This is a genomic window from Kosakonia sp. S42 (assembly GCF_016624785.1).
Lineage (GTDB): Bacteria > Pseudomonadota > Gammaproteobacteria > Enterobacterales > Enterobacteriaceae > Kosakonia > Kosakonia cowanii.
In genome coordinates, this window is sequence record NZ_JACVTW010000004.1 from 77,091 (window position 1) to 102,559 (window position 25,469).

Consider the following 25,469-nt stretch of genomic DNA (forward strand, 5'->3'; position numbering starts at 1 on the left):
CCCGCTCCGGCGGGGTTTTTTTATGGCCTATTTTCCGCCGCTCAGCCGACGCTGCAGCTGATCGCGCAGGTTCGGCGGCGTACCTTTGATGGTCAGCGTGTCGGTTGCCGGATCCCAGAAGATACGCTCGCCAAGCAGCAGCGCATCAAAATTGATGGTCAACCCGCCGCCGCTGCCGGCATATTTGGTCAACTGGCGCAGGGTGCTGCGATCCGCCGGGAAGCTCTCTTCCAGCTCGTAGCCCTGGCCTGCGGTAAACTCTTCAAAGCTCACTTCGCTTACGCCCGCAAGCTCTTTTGAGAGCGACGCCAGCTCAATCTCCTCGCCCGCCTGCAACTGCTCGTTACAGTAGGTGTAGACCTGCTGACGCACAGTTTGACGCTCGGATTTATCAAGCTCTGCCTGGGCGGTAAAATCATCGACCGCCTGCAGCAGCCCACGGTTCTGCGCTTTCGCGTTCAGCCCTTCGCTGGCACCGAGGAAATCCATAAAGAAGTCCGCGACTTTGCGACCTACGCGCCCCTTCAGGAAGGTGAGGTAACGCGTTGACTCCGGGTTAGTTTCCCACTCGGTTAAGTCGACGCGCGCAACGATATCGGCGTGATTGATATCAAGATAATGGGTCGAGCTGATATCGAGGTTTTCATTGACGCGCATGCTGCTTAAGTTGTTCAGCACCGCCACCAACAGATACTCCACCGCCAGATAGCGGTAGTGGCAAAACAGCACAATACCGCCGTCGGCAAAGGGGTATTTCGCCAGTTCATCACGTAAGCGCCCGGTTGCCGCGCGGCTGAAGGCCAGAAACTCCTCTTCGCCCTGACGTTGCAGACGCAGCGCCTGTGCCAGCTCGCTCTCTTCATTAAACAGGCCATAGGCTTTACTTTTTGCGCTATAGACCCGGTGCAGTTCCGCTACCATCTCTTCGACGGGCGGGGTGGGTTCGAGCAAAGAATCGCGCAGCACCAGCTCAAGGGTTTGCTCATCGCGCTTGATAAGCTGGTGCAGGGCAATCTGGTTGATGTCCAGACTCATGATAAACTCTCCTTTTTGACCGGCGGTATTCAACCACCACCAACGCCGCGGTGCAACTGCTGATAAAAAAGCAGAAAAAAAGCTCTTCCTACGGTAAGATGTTGCCCTTTCATGAACAGACTGATTTCGATTTATGCCACAAATCTCCCGCTACAGTGATGAACACGTTGAACAACTGCTCAGTGAGCTGGCCAACGTACTGGAAAAACACAAAGCACCGGCCGACCTCTCTTTGATGGTGCTGGGCAATATGGTGACCAACCTGATTAACAGCAGCGTCGCCCCCGCGCAGCGTCAGGCCATCGCGACATCGTTCGCAAAGGCACTGCAATCGTCCATTGGCGACGACAAAGCGCACTAAGGGAAATCACAACAGTTTATGGTGACTAATCGTCAACGCTACCGTGAAAAAGTCTCCCAGATGGTGAGCTGGGGGCACTGGTTCGCGCTGTTCAACATTTTGTTGTCCATCGTGCTCGGTAGCCGTTACCTGTTTGTTGCCGACTGGCCGACCACGCTTTCCGGGCGTATTTACTCCTGGCTGAGCCTGGTGGGCCACTTCAGCTTTGTGGTGTTTGCCACCTATCTGCTGATCCTCTTCCCGCTGACCTTTATTGTGATGTCGCAGCGGCTGATGCGCGTGCTCTCGGCGATCCTCGCCACCGCAGGCATGACGCTGCTGCTTATCGACAGCGAAGTCTTTACCCGTTTTCACCTGCACCTCAATCCGGTGGTCTGGGAGCTGGTCATTAACCCCGATCAGAACGAGATGGCCCGCGACTGGCAGCTGATGTTTATCAGCGTGCCGGTCATTTTGCTGATTGAGATGCTGTTTGCGACGTGGAGCTGGCAGAAGCTGCGCAGCCTCACGCGCCGCCGCCACTTCGCCAAACCGGTGGCCGCCCTCTTTTTCGTCTCCTTTATTGCCACCCATGTGATGTACATCTGGGCGGACGCCAATTTCTATCGCCCGATCACCATGCAGCGCGCCAACCTGCCGCTCTCATACCCGATGACCGCGCGCCGCTTCCTTGAAAAACATGGTCTGCTGGATGCGCAGGATTACCAGCGTCGCCTGGTGGAGCAAGGCAATCCGGAAGCGGTATCGGTGCAGTATCCGTTAAGCGAGCTGCGCTATCTCGATATGGGCTCCGGGCAGAATGTGCTGCTGATTACCGTCGATGGGCTGAACTACGCCCGTTACGAAAAACAGATGCCGCAGCTGGCGAGCTTTGCCGGGCAGAACGTTAACTTTACCCAGCATATGAGCGCCGGGAATAACGCCGATAATGGCTACTTCGGCCTCTTCTACGGCATTTCGCCAAGCTATATGGATGGCGTGATGTCTGCACGTATTCCGGCGGCACTGATCACCGCGCTGAATCAGCAGGGCTACCAGCTTGGCCTCTTCTCATCCGACGGCTTCAGCAGCCCGCTCTATCGCCAGGCGCTGCTGTCAGATTTCTCGCTGCCACCAGCGAAAAGCCAGAGTGATGCGCAGACGGCCGATCAGTGGATCAACTGGCTCTCCCATGACGCACAGGAAGATACCCGCTGGTTCTCATGGGTCTCCTTAAACGGTACCGCCGCGCTTGATACCGATACGCCGGGCTTTGCGCGCAAATATCCCCGTGCTGCTGCCGATGTCGATGCGCAGATTGCCCGCGTGCTGGATGCGCTGCGCGCCTCCGGAAAAATGGACAACACGGTAGTGGTGATCACCGCCGGTCGCGGCATCCCGGCAGATCAACAGGACACGACCTTCGACTGGTCGCGCAGCCGCCTGCATGTGCCGCTGGTCGTACACTGGCCGGGCACGCCCGCGCAGCGTATTACCAGGCTGACGGATCATCAGGATGTGATGACCACTCTGATGCAGCGTCTGCTGCATGTCAGCACCCCGGCTAATGAGTATTCGCAGGGCCAGGATCTCTTTACCGCCACGCGCCGCCACAACTGGGTGACCGCCGCTAACAGCAATACGCTGGCGATTACCACGCCGCAGATGACGCTGGTGCTCGATCAGAACGGTAACTACAAGTCCTGGGATGCGCAGGGCGAGAAGATCCGCGATCAGAAACCGCAGCTCAGTTTACTGCTGCAGGTGCTGACCGATGAAAAACGGTTTATCGCTAACTGATTGATTATTTATGAATCACTCAGCCTGCCCTGTACTTGCAATCAGGCAAGAAACGGGTAGTATTAGCGCCACATGTCGGCACGTAGCGCAGCCTGGTAGCGCACTGTCATGGGGTGTCAGGGGTCGGAGGTTCAAATCCTCTCGTGCCGACCAAAATTCCCCACCGCCTTGCCTGCTTCATTCCGACAAGACGAGAAAAAACAGCAAGTTACTTTAACTTGCTGTTTTTTTTTGCCCGTCAAAAACCCTTTTATTCCGGCAAACGGGTAAGCAATTCGTAATCAGGATGTTAACATAGAGACAAATTCATGCCTGTTATGATGAGTGAAACCTATGTCCGACTTAAACCGTCCACAACTTCAGTTGCCAAATGGTGCCGATAAACTGCTGCTCCACTCCTGCTGTGCCCCCTGCTCGGGTGAAGTGATGGAGGCGATCCAGGCTTCCGGTATCGACTACACCATCTTCTTCTATAACCCGAACATCCATCCGCAAAAAGAGTATGAACTGCGCAAAGAGGAGAATATCCGCTTTGCTGAGAAGCACGGCGTGCCCTTTGTCGATGCGGATTACGATACCGACAACTGGTTCGAGCGGGCGAAAGGGATGGAGTGGGAGCCTGAGCGCGGCGTGCGCTGCACAATGTGTTTTGATATGCGCTTTGAGCGCACGGCGCTCTATGCCCATGAGCACGGCTTCAAAGCCATCAGCAGTTCGCTGGGCATTTCCCGCTGGAAAAACATGCAGCAAATCAATGACTGCGGCCAGCGCGCGGCGGGGCACTACCCGGAAATGGTTTACTGGGATTACAACTGGCGCAAACAAGGCGGCTCGGCAAGGATGATTGAGATCAGCAAACGGGAGCGCTTCTACCAGCAGGAGTACTGCGGCTGCGTCTACTCCCTGCGCGACAGCAACCTGCACCGTAAATCCCAGGGCCGACCGCTGATTAAAATCGGCAAGCTCTATTACGGTGATGAGCAGGAATAGAGATGAACAATCCCGGCCATCTGACCGGGATTGTTTGCGTTACAGCGCGATATCCGCAACCTGCCCATCGTCGTGATGCGGTTGCGTCACCGGCTTCTGCACCGGCGGCGTAATATCTGCCACCATCGATTCATCGCACTTCAGACCGAGGATTTCACTGGTGTAGCGCAGCTCGGCGTCGGCGGCCTCGATATTGCCATTCAGCTCGGTACCGAAGGAGGGAATAATCTCCCGCAGCTTGGTTTGCCAGGCTTCTGAGGCGAAGCGCTCGGTAAACACCTTCTCCATCAGCTCGAGCATGATCGGTGCTGCGGTTGAGGCACCCGGCGACGCGCCAAGCAGCGCGGCAATGGTGCCCTCTTTGTCGCTCACCACTTCGGTGCCCAGACGCAGCACCCCGCCTTTCCCGGCTTCGCGTTTGATAATCTGCACCCGCTGCCCTGCCTGCCACAAGCGCCAGTCCTCTTTTTGCGCCAGCGGATAGTATTCACGCAGCGCATCGAAGCGGTCATCCTCATTTTGCAGCACCTGGTTTACCAGGTATTTCACCAGGCTGAAGTTGGTCATCCCAACCGTCAGCATTGGCAAAATATTGGAAGAGTTGGTTGAGCGCAGCAGATCCCACAGCGATCCGTTTTTCAAAAAACGCGTCGAGAAGGTGGCGAACGGCCCGAAGAGCAGCACGCGTTTGCCATCAATAATGCGCGTATCGATATGCGGCACCGACATTGGCGGCGCGCCAACGGTCGCCTGACCGTAGACTTTAGCCAGATGGTGATTCACCACTGCCGGATCTTCCGCCACCAGGAACTGGCCGCCGACCGGGAAACCGGCATAATCGGCCGCTTCCGGAATGCCGGATTGCTGTAACAGCTTCAGCGCTGCACCACCGGCACCGATAAAGATAAATTTCGCTTTGATCACCTGCTCAGCGCCGCTGTTCAGGTTATGCAGCGTCACGCTCCAGCTCTGGTCAGCGTTGCGCTTTAAGCCGCGCACCTCGGTCGCCAGTTGCAGAGCGAAGTTCGCCTTCTTCTGCAGCGAGCCGATCATCTGGCGCGTCAGCTCGCCAAAGTTAACATCGGTGCCAATCTCCGTATGGGTCGCGGCAATTTTTTGCGTGGCATCGCGCCCTTCCATCACCAGCGGTGCCCACTGTTTGATCTGCTCAGGGTCTTCGGAGTAGCGCATGCCGCGAAACAGGGAGCACTGCTGCAACGCTTTATAGCGCGCGCGCAGGAAGTTGACGTTATCGTCGCCCCAGACGAGGCTCATATGCGGCACGGTATTGATAAAGGAGCGCGGGTCGCGCAGCACACCGCTTTTTACCTGGTGCGCCCAGAACTGGCGAGAGATGCGAAACGCTTCGTTGATCTCAATCGCTTTTTTGATGCTGACAGAGCCGTCCGCGCTGCGTGGGGTGTAGTTGAGTTCCATCAGGGCTGCATGCCCGGTACCGGCGTTATTCCAGCCGTTTGAACTCTCTTGCGCCAGGGCGTCGAGACGCTCCACCATCGTAATTGACCAGTCCGGTTCAAGATCCGAAAGCCAGGTTCCCAACGTGGCACTCATGATCCCACCACCGATTAAAAGCACATCTGTTTCCTGCTCTTTCGATGCGGACGCATCTGCTGCTTTTGAGACAGCATTAAGCCCGACAGCCATCGAAAACAGCCTGGCAGTCATTCTTTTCATGATGATATTGCCTTACTTTTAGTGCTGCTTTATTCGCATTTATAGAGGGTTAAGTCGTTAGCACGTCTAACGTAGCACTTAAAAGTCGAGATTTAAATAATGTTTAAACATTAAATAATAACTATATAAATGTTACTAATAAGTTGCTTTTATGCATTAGTTTTAACACTAATTGTTGCCCGCCTGGCGCCTGAATCTGCTATTATCCTGCGCTTTGCCAAACGCATGGATGCCGTTTGCCTCTGCTTCTATGGCACTCTCCACTTGCGGAACGTTATGACCGACAAAACACTCCTCCCCTCTTCTTCGGTAAGCGCCGTACTGCGCTCGCCGAAGCTGTTTACACGTGAAATTTTAGCCGGTGTGATCACTGCGCTGGCGCTGATCCCGGAAGTGATCTCCTTTTCAGTAATTGCTGGCGTTGACCCGAAAGTGAGCCTGATCGCCTCGGTAGTACTCTGCTTCGCGATGTCCATTCTCGGCGGTCGCCCGGCGATGGTAACGGCGGCTGCCGGGTCAGTCGCACTGGTTATCGGTCCGATGGTCAACCAGAACGGTGTGGAATACATTTTGCCTGCAGTACTACTGGCGGGCGTGATCCAGATAATCTTTGGCCTGACCGGCATGGCGCGGCTGATGCGCTTTATTCCCCATGCGGTGATGACCGGGTTTGTTAACGCCCTCGGTATTCTGATCTTCTTTGCCCAGGTGCCCCACTTCTGGAGCAAAAACCCAATTATTCTGGCGCTCTTCGCCCTGACGCTGCTGATTGTGCTGTGGCTGCCGCGCTGGCTGAAAAGCGTGCCTGCGCCGCTGGTGGCGATTGTCGTGCTGACCGCCTATACCATTTTCAGCGGCCAGCTATTACCGACCGTCGGCGATGAAGGCCCGATGCAGGGCGGCCTGCCGGGGTTGACCGAATGGCTGGTGCCGTTTGATTTGCATACGCTGAGTATTATCTGGCCCTGCGCGCTGAGCATCGCATTTGTCGGGCTGATGGAGTCGCTGCTGACCGCCAAACTGGTCGACGATTTAACCCATACGCCGTCGAACAAAGGGCGTGAAAGTACCGGGCTTGGCATCGCCAATATCCTCGCCGGTTTTTACGGCGGCATTGCCGGCTGCGCGATGATTGGTCAAACCATCGTTAACGTTGAGATGGGCAAAGGTCGCACGCGCCTCTCAACCGTTGCCGCCGCGCTGGTGTTGCTGCTGCTGGTCACGGCGTTAAGCGAGGTGATGGCGAAAATCCCGATGGTGGTGCTGGCCGGGATCATGGCGATTGTCGCCTTCAAGACCTTTAACTGGGGAAGCCTCAAGCCAGGCACCCTGAAGCAGGCGCCTTTCGTCGAGAGCGTGGTGATGGTGATAACGGTGATTGCCACCGTCAGCACCGGCAACCTGGCAATTGGCGTGGTTGCCGGCGTGGTGACGCTGGCGATAACGCCTGCGAAGTGGCGGGAAAAGTCGCTGTTTACAGCAAAAACAGCGTCGCCAGACCAAGAAAAATAAAGAAGCCGCCGGTGTCGGTAATGGCGGTGATCATCACGCTGGAGCCGACCGCCGGGTCGCGCCCCAGCCGGATCATCAGCATCGGGATCAGCACACCCATTAATGCCGCCATCAGCAGGTTAAGCACCATCGCCAGCATCATCACACCGCCCAGCGCCGGGTCGCCATACAGCCACCAGGTGATGCAGCCCATCAGGCCGCCCCACACCACGCCGTTAATTAACGCCACGCCCATTTCGCGCAGAATAAGAAACGAGAAGTTGCCCGGCTGAATGTTTTGCAGCGCCAGCGCGCGCACAATCATGGTGATAGTCTGATTACCGGTGTTACCGCCAATACCGGCGACAATCGGCATCAACGAGGCCAGCGCCACCAGCTGCGAGATGGTGTGTTCAAAACCGTCAATCACCCGCGAGGCGATAAAGGCGGTGCAGAGGTTAAGCGCCAGCCACGCCCAGCGTGATTTTACCGCTTTGGTGACGGGGGCGAAGACATCCTCTTCGGTACTCAGGCCGCCCATCTGACGCATATCGTTATCGGTCTCTTCGTAGACCACGTCGAGGATCTCATCGACGGTCAGCCGCCCCATCAGGATACCGTTCTCGTCCACCACCGCTGCGCTGAGCAGGTTGTCACGCTCAAAGGTGCGCGCGACACGCTCCGCCTCCTCTTCCGGCAGGAAGGTGACGGGATCGCTCTCCATCACCTCGCCCACTTCACGATCGGTAGCGTTCAGCAGCAGAGTTTGCAGCGTCAGCTCGCCAACCAGCAGGTTGTCGCGATCGACCACAAACAGCTTGTCGGTGTTCTCCGGCATCTTTCCCAGACGGCGCAGGTAGCGCTGAACGGCGGCCAGCGTCACCTCCGCGCGGATGGTGATCACCTCAAACTCCATGATCGCGCCGACACAGTTTTTGCCATAGCGCATCACCTGGCGCACCCGCGCGCGCTCTTTCGGCGGTAGCGTTGCCATCATGCGCCCGGTCAGGTTGCGCGGAAGATGCTGCACCAGGTAGATCTGCTCATCGATATTGAGGGTTTCCAGCGCATCCAGCAGCGCGCGGTCGCTCATCTCATCAATCAGATCGTCCCAGACATTTTCCGAGGCTTCGAGCAGCACTTTGCCGCGCTTGTCATCTTCAATCACCCGCCACAGCGCATGGCGTTCAACCACCGGCAGCGCTTCGAGGGTATCGGCCAGATCCGGCGGCGGCAGGTGCGCGGCGAGGGCGCGCACTTCAAGCAGGTGTTGATCGAGCACTTCACTGTTCACCTGCTCTACCAGAGTGATTTCGCCTAACAGCGTGGCGGTCAGGGCTTTATGGGTGGTGAGCAACCAGATAAGGCGCGCGCGCTCTTCTTCGCGCAGTTTGACACTGTTCTTTTTGATAACCGGCATGACAATCCTGAATCGAAAGCGCCCTCTCATCCGGGCGGAATAGCCTTAAGCATAGCGCCAGGTGCTAAAAAAAGGCTCAACGGTGCGGTTGTTTGAATAAAAAAACGGCAACGCTCCCCGGTTCAGCAGGGAGCGTTGTTGTTACGCGGTGCGGGAAACGGCGTCGCGGGAGGCAAGCTGACGCTCTTCACCTTCCAGTTCGCTTAAGTGGCCATTGCGCATCTCCAGCAGGCGATCGGCGTGGATAAAGTAGTGATCGTCATGGCTGATGGCGAAGATGGTTTTGCCCATCTGCTGCATCAGCGGCAACAGCACCTGGTAGAAGTCGCGCCTGAAGTGCGGATCCTGATCTGCCGCCCACTCATCCAGCAGCAGAATATCGCGCTCTTCCGCCAGTGCCAACAGCAGCGCGACGCGCTTCTTCTGCCCTTTTGAGAGCTTCAGGTTGAGGATTTTGCCATTCTCCAGTTCCAGCTTGTGCGACATCTTTAACTGCTCCAGCCACTTCGCCACCAGCGCTGGATCGGCCTGCTGCCCTTCTGGGCCAAGCAGTTCATCAAACAGCCAGACATCGGTAAACACCGCCGAGAAGAGCTTGCGGTAATCTTCCGGCTTATCCTGCGCCATCGGTTTGCCATCCAGCAGGATCTCACCGGAGAGCGGCTGATAGAGGCCGGTCAGCAGCATCGCCAGCGTCGATTTCCCGCTGCCGTTACCGCCAATCAGAAACACCAGTTCGCCGCGCTTGAGGGTCATATTGATAGGCCCAATGGCAAAGTCATTATCCTGATATTTAAAGGTGACATTGCGCAGCTCAAGGGTTTGCCAGCCGGGGAAGGCCTGCGGGCGCGGAAACTCCGGGCGATAAGGTGCCAGCGCGAACTGCTTGAGTTTGCGAAACGCCACCTGAGCGGTGAGTAGCGTTGGCAGCGCGCCAACAGCAGAGAGCAACGGTGTGCGCAGAAAGAGCAGCGTCAATGAGTAGGTCGCCGCGACATTAGTATTCGCCCAGCCCAGCCCGTTCGCCATCCAGAACACCAGACCAATCGCGCCCAACATCATAATGTTCGACCAGTTCACTGCGCTCAGGTGGAAGGTATCGGCGCGGATAATATGGTGGCGGTATTCGCGCGCATCCGGCAGGTACATCTTTTCAAACACGTGCTCGGCGCGCTCGCGGTTAAGCGTAAGCTCTTTACGCCCCTCAAGCACCGTCTGGAAATCGGTATACAGCTTATCTTCCGTCTCGCGCAGGGTCGCCATATGTCTATAGACGCGCGACACCAGCATAAACCCGCCCCAGATGGTCAGCGCCATCCAGATCACGGTGATCAGCAACATCTTGCCGGAGAGCATGGCGAGATAGAGGCAGGAGCCAACGGTGAGGATAATCCCCTGCACCAGTTCCGGCAGGCGCACAAAGGCGATGGTGATATTACGCACATCGCTGGTCAGCCCGGCCAGCAGCGAGGCGCTGCCCAGCTGTTCGATGCGCTCGATCGGCGTATCCAGCAGACGCTTGATAAATTCGCTACGCAGGCGGTAGACAAAGTGGTGGCCCAGTGTCGTCAACGCCAGCTGCGAGCCGAGGGTGACGGCCATTAACAGCAGCAGCAGGCCGAGGAACTCCGGCAGCACGGCAACAGAGAGATCGACAGATTCAATCAGGCGCTGGTTAATAAAGGCAATCAGCCCGATGCCCATTGCCGCGCTGGCAAGCGACAGCGCCAGTACCGCCACAAACGGCCAGCGATACTGCCGCCAGACAAGAAGGAGAAGTTCCATAAGCGTATCCGGTCAATAAAAACAGCCAGCAGTTTAAACGGCTACCTGTTTTCATCAAGAATAATTCTTATTTTTGTTCGCTATTGCCAGCCTGGCGAAAAGTAAGGTTATAGCGACATTCGCCGGTCAGCGGATGGTAGCCCGGCTTCAGCGGCGCGATACCGTGATAAAAGAGGCGCGACTCCCCGCCCCACACCACCACATCGCCATGCTCCAGCAGCAGACGCTGGAGCGGATCGCTGCGCTTCAGCCCGCCGAACTGGAAAACCGCTGGCAGGCCAAGCGAAACGGAGACAATCGGCGCTCGCAGATCCGGCTCATCTTTATCCTGATGTAGCGAGAGTTTGGCTCCCGGCGCATAGCGATTGATAAGGCAGGCATCCGGGCGGAAATCGGGGTAGCCAGCGGCGGCGCTTGCCGCGTTGCAGAGCGTCACAAAGGCCTGCGGCATGGCGGGCCACGGGCGCTGCGTCTGCGGATCGGCGGCATCGTAGAGATAGCCGCGCTTGTCCGTTGTCCAGCCAAGCTGCCCACAGTTGGTCATGGCAACGGACATGGTGTAACCGCCGGGTGTTACCATATGGCGCAGCGGCGAAACGCTGACCACATCGGCGATACCGCGCATCAGCGCCTCGCTGTGCGCCAGGGCAAAGCGGCGCAACACCACGGCACCCGGTGCCAGTGGCTCCTGCCACGGTTGTTCATCGGCAAACAGATCGAGCATCAGGTCTCCTGTTGATTAGCTTCGCGCGCCAGCAGCTGCGCTTTGCGATCGGCGCCCCAGCGGTAGCCGGAGAGCGCCCCGCTCTGGCGCACCACGCGATGGCAGGGAACGATAACCGCCAGCTTATTCGCCGCGCAGGCGCTGGCGACGGCTCTGACCGCGCCGGGCTTGCCAATACTCTGCGCCAGCGCCTGGTAACTGACCCTCTCCCCTGCCGGGATCTGGCGCAGCGCTTGCCACACCTGCAGCTGAAACGCGGTGCCGCGTAAATCGAGCGGCAAGGTAAAGGGCGAATCGGGTCTCTCTACATGCGCAATCACCTGCTGCACGCGCGCAGTAAATTGCGGATCATCTTCTGCCTGGTGAGCATGCGGAAACAGGTTGCTGAGCTGCGCCAGTAATGCGTCATCACTCTGTGCCAGCAGTACGGCACAGATCCCGCGTTCACTCTCCGCCACCAGGCAGCGGCCGAGCGTACAGTCCGTTAGCGTAAACCAGACCGGGCAGGACGCGCCGCCGCGGCGAAAGGCGCGGGCAGTCATACCAAGCGCCGCATCCGCGTTTCGATAGTAGCTGCTGCTGTCCGGGAACCCGGCCGCCAGCACCGCATCGGTAATGGTCTCGCTGTTCGCCAGCGTTTCGCGTAAGCGCCGGGCGCGAAACGCCTGCTGCCACGCTTTCGGCGTCACGCCGGTCACCGCTTTAAACAGTCGGTGAAAGTGATAAGGGCTGATGGCAACCGCCGCGGCAAGCTCGGCCAGCGTCACGGGTTGATCCTGCTCCAGCAAACGGCACGCGGCGGCGACCTTCTCCAGCCGCTGCTGCTGCGGATGCGTTTTATCCGGCTGGCAGCGTTTGCAGGGACGAAACCCCGCCTCCAGCGCACTGGCGACATCTTTATAGAAGCGTATATTCTGGCGCAGGGCGCGCCGCGCTGTGCAGGAGGGGCGGCAAAAGATCGCCGTGGTCAGCACAGCAAAGACAAACTGACCGTCGGCGTTCGGGTCGCGCGCCAGCACCGCCTGCCAGCATTGATCATCGGTTAACATCGCATTGTTCATCGCAGGCTCCTTATCTAAGCTTAGCCTTACTGTGGCGGTTAGCGCGCGCGCAAAAACCTGCAATCTTGCGCTTTAATTTTTATCCTTCACCAGGAAGGCGGAGAACTGCGGCGACATCCAGGTCGTGAAGCCATCCCCCTCCTTCATGATCATCATCACCGCCAGCCCTTCGCGCGTCACTACCTCTTTTGCCCGCTCAGGGCCGAGCACCATCAGGCCGGTGTCCCAGGCATCCGCTTCCAGCGCGGTTGGCGAGATCACCGTCACCGACACCAGCTTATGATTGATTGGCCGCCCGCTGCGCGGATCGATAACGTGAGAGATGCGTTTACCGTCCAGTTCATAGTAGTTGCGATAGCTGCCGGAGGTGCTGATGCCGTGACCATTAATATCGACCACCGCCTCGACGGCATTTTCACGATCCGTTGGCTTCTGTACCGCCACACGCCACGGCAGCCCTTTAACATTCATCCCGCGGCTGACCAGGGCGCCTCCGACGGAGACCAGATAGCGGCCAATCCCCTCGCGCTCCATTAAGTGCGACAGATGATCGGCGGCGTAACCTTCGCCAACTGTCGAGAGATCGACATACAGATCGGGCAGATCTTTTTGCAGGAACTGTTCACCGGCGCGGTTGATTACCGTGAGATGTTGCAGCCCGGTACGCGCTTTTGCCGCGTCGATCTGCGCCTGCGTTGGCGTGTTGATCGGCTGCTGGTCGGGGCCAAAGCCCCACAAATTCACCAGCGGTCCAACGGTAATATCCATCACGCCATCGGTTTTTTTACCGACGCGCAGCGAGGTGGTGACAATATCCGCCATCGCTTCGCTGACCGGCCACGGCGCGGTGCTGGTGCTGCGGTTAAAGCGCATCAGCGCTGAATCTTTTTTCCAGGTCGACATCAGCCAGTCGTCGCCATCAAGCTGCGCCTGGATTTTCTTTTGTAGTGCTGTCGCCTGCTGCGGCGTGATATCCACCACGCTGACGCGCCAGGAGGTGCCCATGGTTTTACCTTCGAGCACCGTGGGTGTGGCCTGACTTGCCATGTCGCAGCCGGCTAACAGAAAAAGTGCCGCCATCAGCGCGGCACGAAGAGAAGCGATCGCCATAGTTGTTATCTCCTTGCTGGCGCAAGCGTACACGAAAAAGGGATTTGCCCGAAACAGGCAATAAAAAAGGGGCCTTGCGGCCCCCTTCAATACGCGTTGTTGCAGACTTAGAACTGGTAAACCAGGCCCAGGCCAACAATGTCGTCGGTCGCAATACCGGCCGCGCGGGTAAAGGTGTTGTCGTCCAGCAGGTTGATTTTGTAATCAACATAGGTGGACATGTTTTTGTTGAAGTAGTAAGTCGCGCCAACATCAACATATTTCACCAGATCCTGGTCGCCGAAGTTAGCAGTACCGGTGTTGTTGGTGATGTCCTTACCTTTGGACTGCAGGTAAGCGATGGACGGACGCAGACCGAAGTCGAACTGGTACTGTGCAACCACTTCGAAGTTCTGCGCTTTGTTAGCAAAACCGAAAGCAGAGCTTGGGGTACGGCCGTTAGAGGTACCGAAACGGGTCGCGTTGTAAGTCTGAGAGTACTGCGCTGCCAGGTAGATATTGTTGGCATCGTATTTCAGGCCGCCGCTGTAAACTTCAGCGCGGTCGCCGTCACCGTACAGGTTCGCATTGATGCTGTTCTGATCGGCAGTACGTTTAGAGGAGGACATCGCGCCGCCAACGCTGAAGCCTTCGCCCAGATCGTAGGTCAGGGATGCGCCGTAGCCGTCGCCATTCTGGTTCAGCAGGCTGCGACCATTAGTGTTTTCACCGCTGACGCTGCCATTTTTACCCTGGTACTGCAGAGCAAAGTTCAGGCCATCAACCAGACCGAAGAAGTCGGTGTTACGGTAGGTTGCTACGCCGTTAGCACGGGACTGCATGAAGTTATCCGCGCCATAGGTGTCGCCGCCGAATTCCGGCAGAACGTCGGTCCAGGAGGTCACGTCATAGATGATGCCGTAGTTACGACCGTAGTCGAAAGAACCGGTGTCAGCAACGCGGATACCTGCGAAGGCCAGACGGGTCCATGCCTGATCGCTTGCACCCTCTTCTTTGTTCGCCTGGATGTTGTATTCCCACTGACCGTAGCCGGTTACCTGATCGTTAACCTGAGTTTCGCCCTTGAAGCCAAAACGCACATAGGTCTTATCGCCATCAGAACCGTTGTCGTCAGAAAAATAGTGCAGGCCGTCTACTTTACCGTAGAGATCTAATTTGTTGCCGTCTTTATTATAAACTTCAGCCGCATTAGCTGCGCCCGCTACCAGCAGAGCCGGTACCAGGAGGGACAGAACTTTAACTTTCATTTTATTAACCCTCTGTTATATGCATTTTTATTGCCACTGCATGCTGATTAACCCTCAAATCAGCTGGCGATTCATTGTGCGCAAAAATCAAAAATAATCCAACAGGAATATGATACGAAAACTTTGAAGATGTTTCATACCTAAAGCTAAATGTTTCCAATTGTAATTTTGCAGGAACTTTTTGAAAGCACTAAAAGCTAATAAATAAGAAAAAAGGCGGATCAAATACAGTTCTTTACTTATAAAAACAGCAACTTACTAAAATATAAAATGAGAGCACTGAATGCCAAACCGAAAGCAGAATTGGTGTCTAAAATAATCGACGCTATCATCATTAACTTTATTTATTACCGTCATTCGAATCTGAATGTCTGTTTACCCCTCTTCAAACCGGATGCCCTGCATTCGGTTTTTTTTTACCTTTCTTTACATCAGTTGATACTTAAGATTTATATAGTCGCCATTTGTAATGACTATTAATTAATCAATAATCGTACCAGAGTTGATCCTCAAACATATTTATAAAGTTAATATCTTGTTATTTCGTGCGATATTTTACTGGCGAGACGGTAAATAGGCCTGCAGCGCTGCGTATCTGTACATTTTTCCTGCGCTTCAGGTAAAGAGTGCATATTCATGCACTCCCCAGGCATTTCCTGAAAAGAGAGTCTGGAAATTCACCCATTTACCGATATACTGCCTGCTGAACATTACTCTGCAGCACACTACCTTTACGCCCGCGGCCCCCTAAACGCGACGCTAACGGCATGGCAGCAACATTGTCTCAGCGCAGGCTGAAAGTTATCAGCCGTGTTGTCATAACGGGTTACACACACGAATGAGTCAATCGGACACAATGATTCCTGGCAAATTTTCCCTGATACCGGGCAACATTACCCGTTACTTTCTTTTATTGATTATTGTCCTGCTGGTCACCATGGGCGTGATGATCCAGAGCGCGGTCAACGCGTGGCTGAAGGACAAAAGTTATCAAATTGTTGATACCACCCACGCCATTCATAAGCGCATCGATATCTGGCGCTATGCGACCTGGCAGATTTACGACAATATCGCTGCCGCCCCCGCCTCTTCCGGCGAAGGCCTGCAGGAGACGCGTTTAAAGCAGGACGTCTACTACCTCGAAAAACCGCGCCGCAAGACGGAAGCGCTGATTTTCGGCTCCCATGACAGTTCGACGCTGGAGATGACCCAGCGTATCTCGACCTATCTCGATACGTTGTGGGGCGCGGAAACCGTGCCGTGGTCGATGTACTACCTTAACGGCCAGGATAACAGCATGATCCTTATCTCGACGCTGCCGCTTAAGGATCTTACCTCCGGTTTTAAAGATTCGATGATCAGCAATATCGTCGATACCCGCCGTGCGGAGATGCTCCAGCAGGCGAATGCCCTTGATGAGCGCGAAAGCTTCTCCTCGCTGCGCCGTCTTGCCTGGCAGAATGGCCACTACTTTACGCTGCGCACCACCTTTAACCAGCCCGGCCATCTGGCGACCGTCGTCGCCTTCGATCTGCCAATCAATGATTTGATTCCGCCCGGTATGACGCTGGACAGCTTCCGCCTCGATCCCGATACCACGCCGGGCAGCGCACGCGCGCAGGATAAAGAGAACACCGACAGCGTCTCAGTAAACTTCAACAGCTCGCGCATTGAGATCTCCTCTGCGCTAAACGGCACCGGTTTACGCCTGGTGTGGCAAGTGCCGTTCGGCACACTGCTGCTTGATACCCTGCAAAACGTTCTGCTGCCGCTGCTGCTGAATATTGGTCTGCTGGCGCTGGCGCTGTTTGGTTACACCACCTTTCGCCAGATGCCGGGGCGCAAGAGCGATACGCTCGCGACACCGGGCGCGAATAATGAGTTGCGCGTGCTGCGCGCCTTTAATGAAGAGATTGTCTCTTTGCTGCCGCTGGGTCTGCTGGTTCACGATCAGGAAGCCAACCGCACGGTGCTGAGTAATAAAATTGCCGACCACCTGCTGCCGCACCTCAATTTGCAGAACATTACCGCGATGGCGGATCAGCACCAGGGCGTGATCCAGGCGACCATTAACAACGAGCTCTATGAGATCCGCCAGTTCCGCAGCCAGGTGGCGTCGCGTACGCAGATCTTTATTATTCGCGACCAGGATCGTGAAGTGCTGGTCAACAAGAAACTCAAGCAGGCGCAACGGCTGTATGAGAAGAACCAGCAGGGTCGCGCGGCGTTTATGAATAACCTCGCCGAGGCGCTCAAACAGCCGGTGAAAGCGCTGGCCAGTGACGCAGCGGCGATTGAGAGCAACGAAGCTAACCGCCTTGCCGATCACGCCGACCGACTGGTGCAGCTGGTGGATGAGCTTCAGCTGGCAAACATGCTGGAGAACGACACCTGGAAAGGCTCCTCTTCCCTCTTCTCCATCCAGGATCTGATTGATGAAGTGGTGCCGGAAGTGCTGCCGGTGATCAAGCGTAAAGGGTTGCAACTGCTGATCAACAACCACCTTCCGGCCAATGAGGAGCGTCACGGCGATCGCGATGCGCTGCGTCGCATCATGCTGCTACTGATTCAGTATGCGGTGACCACCACGCAGATGGGCAAAATCACCCTCGAAGTGAGCATGGACGAATCCGCAGATGACCGTCTGACCTTCCGCATTCTGGATACCGGCGTCGGCGTTAACGCCAGCGAGATTGATAATCTGCACTTCCCGTTCCTTAACGAAACGCAGGGCGATCAGTTTGGCAAGGCAAATGCCCTCACCTTCTGGCTTTGCGATCAGTTGGCCCGTAAACTGGGCGGACATCTCAATATTAAAGCGCGTGAAGATCTCGGCACCCGCTACTCTCTGCATGTGAAAATGGCCGTACGCGCGCAGCAGGGCGAGAGTGAAGAGAAATTGCTCGATGATGTGGTGGCGATGATTGATATTACGTCGAACGAAATTCGTAATATTGTGGTGCGTCAGCTTGAGAATTGGGGGGCGAGCTGCATTTCGCCCGATGAGCGATTATCAAATCAAGAATACGATCTCTTTTTAACAGATAATCCGTCAAATCTTACAGCTTCAGGATTGCTTTTAAGCGATGATGAGGTCGGCGTGCGGAAAATTGGTCCAGGCCAGTTGCGCGTCAATTTTAATATGAGCAATGCAATGCAGGGAGCAATATTGCAGCTCATTGAGGAGCAGCTGGCGCAGGAGGAAGTCACGGAGTCGCCTTTAGGCGGCGATGAGAATGCCGAACTCCATGCCAGCGGCTATTACGCGCTGTTTGTCGACACAGTTCCCGATGATGTTAAGAGGTTGTATACTGAATCGGCTTCGCGCGATTTCGCTGCGCTGGCACAGACGGCCCACCGCCTTAAGGGGGTGTTTGCCATGCTTAATCTGGTACCTGGTAAGCAGTTGTGTGAAACGCTGGAGCAATTAATTCGCGAGAGTGATGCTCCAGGCATAGAAAATTACATCAGCGACATTGACGCTTACGTCAAAAGCTTGCTGTAGCAAGGTAGCCTAATACATGAACAATATGAACGTAATTATTGCCGATGACCATCCGATTGTACTGTTCGGTATTCGCAAGTCACTTGAACAGATCGAATGGGTAAATGTAGTCGGTGAATTTGAAGACTCTACAGCGCTTATCAACAACCTGCCGAAACTTGAGGCCAATGTATTGATCACCGATCTGTCAATGCCGGGCGACAAATACGGCGATGGCATTACGCTGATCAAGTACATTAAGCGCCACTTCCCGGCGCTGTCGATTATCGTGCTTACCATGAATAATAATCCGGCAATTCTCAGCGCCGTTCTGGATCTCGATATCGAAGGTATCGTGCTGAAACAGGGCGCGCCGACGGATCTGCCGAAAGCGCTGGCGGCACTGCAAAAGGGTAAGAAGTTCACCCCGGAGAGTGTCTCCCGTCTGCTGGAGAAGATCAGCGCCGGTGGTTATGGCGATAAACGCCTGTCACCGAAAGAGAGTGAAGTGCTGCGCCTGTTCGCAGAAGGTTTCCTGGTGACGGAGATTGCCAAGAAGCTGAACCGCAGCATTAAGACCATCAGCAGCCAGAAGAAATCAGCGATGATGAAACTGGGTGTCGATAACGATATCGCCCTGCTGAACTACCTCTCTTCCGTGACGCTCACCCAGACGGAAAAAGAGTAATCCCCGTAACCCCGGCACTCGCCGGGGTTCGTTTTTCTTAGCCCTACTCCCTGCTTTTTCTTACCCGCGCGGCGTATGCAGCCAAGGTCTGCTTCAGCACGTCCAGCGTTACCGGCTTCGACAGACAGCTATCCATCCCCGACTCCAGACAGCGCTGCTTCTCTTCCGCCAGAGCGTTCGCCGTCACGCCAATCACCGGCAGCGTCAGCCCAAGCTGGCGAATGCGCTGCGTCAGACGGTAACCATCCATATTCGGCATGTTCACGTCGCTGAGCACAATATCGATCGGGTTCTTGCTCAACACATTGAGCGCATCGACGCCATCATTGGCGGTTTTACATTGATAGCCCAGAGATCCCAGCTGATCGGCCAGCAGACGGCGGTTGATTGGATGATCGTCCACCACGAGGATCATCATATCCTCGTTATTCTCCATCTCGCCGGAATCAGATGTTAAGGCATTTGCCGCCTGCGCCTCGGCCACCGGCACGCGATAGATGCGGCCCAGCAGCGCCAGCAGATCGTGCGGCGAGGCGACGCTGTGCAGCCACTCGCCCGGCGCGCGCTCAAGCGGAATACCAATATGGCGGCGGGAGAAGATAACCGCCGCGCGCCCGGTCCAGGGCTGCGGCAGCTCATCATCGGTAATCAGCGTATCCTGGTTGCCCAGCTCATGGCCGTCATACTGCTTAACCTGAATGCCGTTCCACTTCAGCAGGTTATGCAGATACGCCGACAGCCAGGCGTTGCGTACCGCCAGCCAGCAGCAGGTTTCCGCCAGCCCATCCACATCGGCCTGCACCGTTGGCACCGCGCTGTAGAGCGGAATGCGAATGGTGAACTGGCTGCCCATGCCCGGTTCAGTATCGACAGCGATATCGCCATCCATCATATTGACCAGCTTTTCACAGATCGCCAGCCCCAGCCCGGTGCCCTGGAAGTTGCGCTGCACGCCGGTGCCAACCTGGAAGAAGGGATCGAATAAGCGCACCACCTCTTTGCCAGGAATACCCACGCCGGTGTCACGCACGCGAATGCTGAGATACTCCATATCACACTGCACATGCAGCACGATGCAGCCCATATCGGTGAACTTAATCGCATTACTTAGCAGGTTGGAAATCACCTGTTGCAGGCGCATCGGATCGCCATTAATCGCCAGCGGCACATCCGGCTCGATAAAGCAGTAGAGCCCGAGCTGTTTGCGCACCACCAGCGGCAGATAGTTGGCGGTGATATGGCTCATCACTTCGCGCGGCGAGAACTCACGCGGCTCAATCTTCAGCTGTTCGGACTCAATTTTCGAGAAGTCGAGAATGTCGCTGATGATCTTCAGCAGCAGGCTCGAGGAGTTGTTCATCGCGGTCACTAAGCGGTCGACCCCTTTCGGCAACTCTTTAGTCTGCAACAGATCGAGGTTACCGATAATGCCATACAGCGGCGTGCGCAGCTCATGGCTGACCGTCGCGAGGAACATCGACTTCGACTGGCTCGCCTGCTCCGCCGCCTGCGCCATCTCCTGCAGCGACTCCTCCATTTTGACGCGCGCGGAGACATCCACCAGCACGCAGATCGCCACGTTCTCATTGCGATAGCGCGAATGCACAAAGCTGATTTGCAGGTTGGTGTTGTTGCTGGTTAACACATCGACAAAGTTAACCTGCTGCCCGCAGATAATTTGCGTCAGCCTTTGGCGATCCTCATGGGTCAGCATATTGAGGTAGTTATGCGCCAGCTCGTTACTCAGTATGTTGGTGCCATCCTGGGTACGCAGGATACAGATCCCCACCGGCGCGGAGGCGACAATCTTACGGTTGAACTGCTCATGCTCTTCAAGCCGCTGCGCATCGTTTTCTGCCGGAATAAATATGCGCCGCTCATAGAGGCGCGCCAGGGTAAACAGCGCCACCCCGACCAGCACATTAAGCAACACCGCGTTGAGGATCAGCATGCGGATGCGCTCCAGCACCACGTCCACCGGCACGGAGTAGACCACGCTCAGGGAGGATGGCGGCAGCGTCTTCTTGAGGATCAGCTCACGGAAACCGGAGGTGTACCCAAACCAGGAGCGCTCCTGCAGCCAGCGCGGATCGGCGGTAATGCCACTCTCCTGTCCGGTCAGCGAAAGCAAGGTATGGCCATTCTCATCAAGAATGGTGACCCCCATCGGCAGCGTACCCGGCGTGAAGAAGTTCTCCATCCGGATCGACTGCTCGGTGCCGAGCAGCGCCTGCAGGCGGTTGCCGAGGTAAACCGGCGTCAGCGCGTAGAAATAGCCGATGCCCGGGCGCGGGCCCTGGCTCATCCAGTAGACGTTGTTGCTGCGCTCATCCTGCGGCGCATTACGGTATTTGACGATCCGCTCATGCAGGCTCTTCAGCGTGTCATCCCGCTCGACCGGCATATCGCGCAGGCCGAAATCGGCCATACAGAGGTTGTCGCTGCCAATCAAAAAGACGCGGTTCAGATCGTACGCTGCGGAGAAATTATCGCGCCAGTAGCGCATAAACCACGCCAGCGACTCCAGCGAGCCGCGCCAGGCTGTGCCCATCGCCGAGCAGTCGGAATCAGGAAAGAGCGGTAAGAAGGCCGGCACGTTGGTTTTGTCGTCGCGGGAGCGCGACGTCAGGATGCCGTTGTCCGCCGTCAGGCGATTTTCAGCAATATACTTCAGCTCCTTCATCACATCAGAGGTGCGCTGAATATAGCGCTGCGCCTGATCGGAACTGAGGTTGAACTCCTGGCGGATCTCCGACTCTTTGTCATGCAGGGCATTAACGATGTAAAAGACGGAAAAAAAGGCAATTAACAGCCAGAGTAATAGCGCCAGCGCCCTGAACAGATAGCGGGAAACTTTCAGGGTACTGCGAAAAGAGACGAGGTATTTCAACCTGGGGAAACTCCGCCACAAGGAAGTTAAAAAAGAGTGTGCTTAAAGTAGCGATAAATCGCAGATGCCGCAAGGCAATGAAAAAGGGCCGGAAACCCGGCCCTTTATAACGCGTTATTCGGCGTCTTCGTCATCCGCCGCGTCGTCGTCAGTATCGACTTCCGGCGCGATGTCCTCATCGCCTTCCGCAACGCTGCCGTCGATGGAGTCAAGCTCTTCATCATCCACCGGCTCAGCGACACGCTGCAGACCCACCACGTTTTCATCTTCCGCGGTGCGGATCAGGATCACGCCCTGGGTGTTACGGCCTACCACGCTGATCTCCGACACGCGCGTACGCACCAGCGTACCGGCATCGGTGATCATCATGATCTGATCGCAATCATCGACCTGGACCGCGCCGACCACGGAACCGTTACGCTCGGTCACCTTGATAGAGATAACGCCCTGCGTACCACGAGATTTAGTCGGGTACTCCGCTTCCGCAGTACGTTTACCGTAACCGTTCTGCGTCACCGTCAGGATTGCGCCTTCGCCGCGCGGCACGATCAGCGAAACTACGCTGTCTTTTTCCGCCAGGCGAATACCGCGCACGCCGGTCGCGGTACGACCCATCGCACGCACGGCGCTCTCTTTAAAGCGCACCACTTTCCCGGCGGCGGAGAAGAGCATTACGTCGTCGCTGCCGTCGGTCAGGTTTACGCCAATCAGCTCATCGCCTTCGTTGAGGTTGACGGCGATAATCCCCGCAGAGCGCGGACGGCTGAATTCGGTGAGCGCGGTTTTCTTCACGGTACCGCTGGCGGTTGCCATAAAGACGTTTACGCCCTCTTCATATTCACGTACCGGCAGAATGGCGGTAATACGCTCATTCGGCTCCAGCGGCAGCAGGTTGACGATCGGACGACCGCGCGCGCCACGGCTCGCTTCCGGTAGCTGGTAGACCTTCATCCAGTAGAGACGGCCACGGCTGGAGAAGCAGAGGATCGTGTCATGGGTGTTGGCCACCAGCAGACGATCGATGAAGTCCTCTTCTTTAATGCGCGCGGCAGATTTCCCTTTCCCGCCGCGACGCTGCGCTTCGTAATCGGTCAGCGGCTGATACTTCACGTAGCCCTGATGCGACAGCGTTACAACAACATCTTCCTGGTTGATCAGGTCTTCGATGTTGATATCTGCGGTGTTAGCGGTAATTTCGGTGCGGCGCTCGTCGCCAAACTGCTCGCGAACCAGCTCAAGCTCCTCGCGGATCACTTCCATCAGGCGCTCAGCGCTACCGAGGATGTGCAGTAATTCAGCGATCTGCTCCAGCAGCTCTTTGTACTCTTCGAGCAGTTTTTCATGCTCAAGGCCGGTCAGTTTCTGCAGACGCAGATCCAGAATCGCCTGTGCCTGCTGTTCGGTCAGGTAGTATTTACCGTCACGAATACCGAACTCCGGCTCCAGCCACTCAGGACGCGCGGCGTCATCACCGGCACGCTCCAGCATCGCAGAGACGTTGCCCAGAGCCCACGGCTGCGCGATCAGGCCCGCTTTCGCTTCGGCCGGCGTCGGCGCACGACGGATCAGTTCAATGATCGGGTCGATGTTCGCCAGCGCAACAGCGAGCGCTTCAAGGATATGCGCGCGGTCACGGGCTTTACGCAGTTCGAAAATGGTACGGCGCGTCACCACTTCACGGCGGTGGCGCACAAACGCGGCCAGGATATCTTTCAGCGGCATGATCTTCGGCTGGCCATGGTGCAGCGCAACCATGTTGATACCGAAGGAGACCTGCAGCTGCGTCTGGGAGTAGAGGTTATTCAGCACTACTTCGCCGACGGCATCGCGCTTCACTTCAATCACGATGCGCATACCGTCTTTATCAGACTCGTCGCGCAGCGCGCTGATACCTTCAACGCGTTTCTCTTTCACCAGCTCGGCAATCTTCTCAATCAGGCGCGCTTTGTTCACCTGGTAGGGAATCTCATGCACGATGATCGTTTCACGGCCGTTTTTCGCGTCGGTTTCCACTTCCGCGCGGGCGCGAATGTAGATTTTGCCGCGACCGGTGCGGTAGGCTTCTTCAATGCCGCGGCGACCATTGATGATCGCGGCGGTCGGGAAGTCCGGCCCCGGAATATGGGTCATCAGCTCTTCAATGCTGATCTCTTCATTATCGATATAGGCCAGGCAGCCGTTGATCACTTCCGTCAGGTTGTGCGGCGGAATGTTGGTCGCCATACCGACAGCGATCCCGGAAGCGCCGTTAACCAGCAGGTTCGGGATCTTGGTTGGCATCACATCTGGGATTCGCTCAGTGCCGTCGTAGTTATCAACGTAATCGACGGTCTCTTTTTCCAGATCGGCCATCAGCTCATGGGCGATTTTCGCCAGGCGGATTTCCGTATAACGCATTGCCGCGGCGGAGTCGCCATCGATGGAACCGAAGTTCCCCTGGCCGTCGACCAGCATATAACGCAGCGAAAACGGCTGTGCCATACGAACAATGGTGTCATACACCGCGGAATCACCATGGGGATGGTACTTACCGATTACGTCACCAACGACACGGGCAGATTTTTTGTAGGCTTTATTCCAGTCATTGCCCAATACGTTCATGGCGTAAAGTACGCGACGGTGAACCGGTTTCAGGCCATCTCGGACATCCGGAAGCGCACGGCCAACAATGACCGACATCGCATAGTCCAGATAGGAGCTCTTCAGCTCTTCCTCAATGTTAACCGGTGTAATTTCTCTCGCAAGGTCGCTCATCTAACCGCTATCCCTCTACTGTATCCCGGATTCAAAGGTCGCAAATTATAACACAACCGGTTTGATACAGGTAAACCTATAACACCCCGGCAAAGGTTTATTCATGCCGTTGGCCTGATATACTCACAGGTCTTATTGAGAGAGGAGTAAATGCGCCCATGAATGCCGAAAAACCGTCGGTTACTCAGAACGTTGATCATGCAGAAATCGCCAAGTTTGAAGCCGTCGCTTCACGCTGGTGGGACACAGAAGGCGAATTTAAACCTTTACACCGTATTAACCCGCTGCGCCTGGGTTATATCGCCGAACACGCTGGCGGCCTGTTTGGCAAACGCGTGCTGGATGTCGGCTGCGGCGGCGGCATTCTCGCCGAGAGCATGGCCAAAGAGGGTGCGCAGGTGACCGGGCTGGATATGGGCGCGGAGCCGTTGGAAGTTGCGCGTCTGCACGCGCTGGAGTCAGGCGTACAGGTTGACTATGTACAAGAGACAGTCGAAGATCATGCCGAAAAACAGGCCCAGGGCTACGACGTCGTCACCTGTATGGAGATGCTGGAGCACGTGCCGGATCCGCAATCGGTGGTCAGAGCCTGCGCTAAGCTTGTGAAACCCGGCGGCCACGTCTTCTTCTCGACCATCAACCGTAACGGCAAAGCGTGGCTGATGGCGGTGGTTGGCGCAGAGTATGTGCTGCGCATGGTGCCGAAAGGCACGCACGACGCGAAGAAGTTTATCAAACCTGCCGAGCTGTTAACCTGGATCGACGATACGGTGTTACAGGAGCGTCACATCACCGGGTTACACTTTAACCCGCTGCTGAATAAGTTCACCCTCGGACCGGGCGTTGATGTTAACTATATGTTGCATACAACGGCGAAAAATCGCTAACGTCATGCGTTAATGTTATGAAGATTGCGCAGCCGCAAATCGCGCAATCTTCCCCGCCGTCGAAGAAA

At 56.1% G+C, this 25,469-nt stretch carries 17 protein-coding genes and 1 tRNA gene; 8 read left to right on the top strand and 10 right to left on the bottom strand.

The annotated features are described in order from the left end of the window. Window positions 1-27 precede the first annotated feature (27 nt). A complete protein-coding gene (gene yejK / locus IAE50_RS07585) occupies window positions 28-1,035 on the bottom strand; it encodes a nucleoid-associated protein YejK (protein ID WP_094421096.1) in 1,008 nt (335 codons plus the stop codon). A 133-nt stretch (window positions 1,036-1,168) separates the two neighbouring features. Here yejK and IAE50_RS07590 point away from each other — a divergent pair, with 133 nt between their 5' ends. From IAE50_RS07590 to IAE50_RS07605, 4 genes are all read left to right on the top strand, one after another. Further along, complete coding sequence (locus IAE50_RS07590) at window positions 1,169-1,396, top strand: YejL family protein (RefSeq protein ID WP_023479697.1); 228 nt, start codon at window positions 1,169-1,171, stop codon at window positions 1,394-1,396. An 18-nt stretch (window positions 1,397-1,414) separates the two neighbouring features. Next, window positions 1,415-3,175 (top strand): LPS biosynthesis-modulating metalloenzyme YejM, encoded by a 1,761-nt coding sequence (gene yejM, locus IAE50_RS07595; RefSeq protein WP_139965252.1) that lies wholly within the window; start codon window positions 1,415-1,417, stop codon window positions 3,173-3,175. Between the two features lie 76 nt (window positions 3,176-3,251). Then, window positions 3,252-3,328, top strand: a tRNA-Pro gene (locus IAE50_RS07600). Between the two features lie 180 nt (window positions 3,329-3,508). Beyond that, window positions 3,509-4,165 (top strand): epoxyqueuosine reductase QueH, encoded by a 657-nt coding sequence (locus IAE50_RS07605; protein WP_094421191.1) that lies wholly within the window; start codon window positions 3,509-3,511, stop codon window positions 4,163-4,165. 39 nt (window positions 4,166-4,204) lie between these two features. Here the strand turns inward: IAE50_RS07605 and mqo are convergent, their stop codons facing one another. After that, complete coding sequence (mqo, locus tag IAE50_RS07610; RefSeq protein ID WP_200579947.1) at window positions 4,205-5,860, bottom strand: malate dehydrogenase (quinone); 1,656 nt, start codon at window positions 5,858-5,860, stop codon at window positions 4,205-4,207. Window positions 5,861-6,136: 276 nt separating this feature from the next. Between mqo and IAE50_RS07615 the strand changes: the two genes are divergently transcribed. Beyond that, window positions 6,137-7,372 (top strand): SulP family inorganic anion transporter, encoded by a 1,236-nt coding sequence (locus IAE50_RS07615; protein ID WP_200579948.1) that lies wholly within the window; start codon window positions 6,137-6,139, stop codon window positions 7,370-7,372. On the opposite strand, the gene mgtE is transcribed toward IAE50_RS07615, so the two are convergent. The 6 genes from mgtE to IAE50_RS07645 form a co-directional block, all read right to left on the bottom strand. Further along, window positions 7,335-8,771, bottom strand: coding sequence for a magnesium transporter (gene mgtE, locus IAE50_RS07620; protein WP_200579949.1), 1,437 nt, complete (start codon window positions 8,769-8,771; stop codon window positions 7,335-7,337). The two genes, IAE50_RS07615 and mgtE, sit on opposite strands and share 38 nt — an antisense overlap. Before the next feature lie 141 nt (window positions 8,772-8,912). Further along, a complete protein-coding gene (locus tag IAE50_RS07625) occupies window positions 8,913-10,556 on the bottom strand; it encodes a multidrug ABC transporter permease/ATP-binding protein (RefSeq protein ID WP_200133337.1) in 1,644 nt (547 codons plus the stop codon). 67 nt (window positions 10,557-10,623) lie between these two features. Beyond that, window positions 10,624-11,280 (bottom strand): DNA oxidative demethylase AlkB, encoded by a 657-nt coding sequence (gene alkB / locus IAE50_RS07630; RefSeq protein ID WP_200133338.1) that lies wholly within the window; start codon window positions 11,278-11,280, stop codon window positions 10,624-10,626. Next, on the bottom strand, window positions 11,280-12,341 hold the full coding sequence (gene ada / locus IAE50_RS07635; protein WP_200133339.1) for a bifunctional DNA-binding transcriptional regulator/O6-methylguanine-DNA methyltransferase Ada: 1,062 nt from the start codon (window positions 12,339-12,341) through the stop codon (window positions 11,280-11,282). Before ada ends, alkB begins: the two co-directional genes overlap by 1 nt. A 72-nt stretch (window positions 12,342-12,413) precedes the next feature. Then, window positions 12,414-13,451 (bottom strand): FAD:protein FMN transferase ApbE, encoded by a 1,038-nt coding sequence (gene apbE, locus IAE50_RS07640; RefSeq protein WP_200579950.1) that lies wholly within the window; start codon window positions 13,449-13,451, stop codon window positions 12,414-12,416. 107 nt (window positions 13,452-13,558) lie between these two features. Beyond that, a complete protein-coding gene (locus IAE50_RS07645; RefSeq protein WP_200133341.1) occupies window positions 13,559-14,698 on the bottom strand; it encodes a porin OmpC in 1,140 nt (379 codons plus the stop codon). A gap of 838 nt (window positions 14,699-15,536) precedes the next feature. On the opposite strand from IAE50_RS07645, the gene rcsD reads away from it, so the two are divergent. Beyond that, window positions 15,537-18,203, top strand: coding sequence for a phosphotransferase RcsD (rcsD, locus tag IAE50_RS07650; RefSeq protein ID WP_200133342.1), 2,667 nt, complete (start codon window positions 15,537-15,539; stop codon window positions 18,201-18,203). Between the two features lie 16 nt (window positions 18,204-18,219). Beyond that, window positions 18,220-18,870, top strand: coding sequence for a response regulator transcription factor RcsB (rcsB, locus tag IAE50_RS07655; RefSeq protein WP_007371125.1), 651 nt, complete (start codon window positions 18,220-18,222; stop codon window positions 18,868-18,870). A gap of 43 nt (window positions 18,871-18,913) precedes the next feature. Here the strand turns inward: rcsB and rcsC are convergent, their stop codons facing one another. Continuing rightward, window positions 18,914-21,760, bottom strand: a complete 2,847-nt coding sequence (rcsC, locus tag IAE50_RS07660) for a two-component system sensor histidine kinase RcsC (protein ID WP_200579951.1) — start codon at window positions 21,758-21,760, stop codon at window positions 18,914-18,916. A 114-nt stretch (window positions 21,761-21,874) separates the two neighbouring features. Further along, window positions 21,875-24,514: a DNA topoisomerase (ATP-hydrolyzing) subunit A gene (gene gyrA / locus IAE50_RS07665; protein ID WP_094421208.1), complete on the bottom strand. Its 2,640-nt coding sequence runs from the start codon at window positions 24,512-24,514 to the stop codon at window positions 21,875-21,877. A gap of 158 nt (window positions 24,515-24,672) precedes the next feature. On the opposite strand from gyrA, the gene ubiG reads away from it, so the two are divergent. Beyond that, window positions 24,673-25,401 (top strand): bifunctional 2-polyprenyl-6-hydroxyphenol methylase/3-demethylubiquinol 3-O-methyltransferase UbiG, encoded by a 729-nt coding sequence (gene ubiG / locus IAE50_RS07670; RefSeq protein ID WP_200579952.1) that lies wholly within the window; start codon window positions 24,673-24,675, stop codon window positions 25,399-25,401. Window positions 25,402-25,469: the final 68 nt, after the last annotated feature.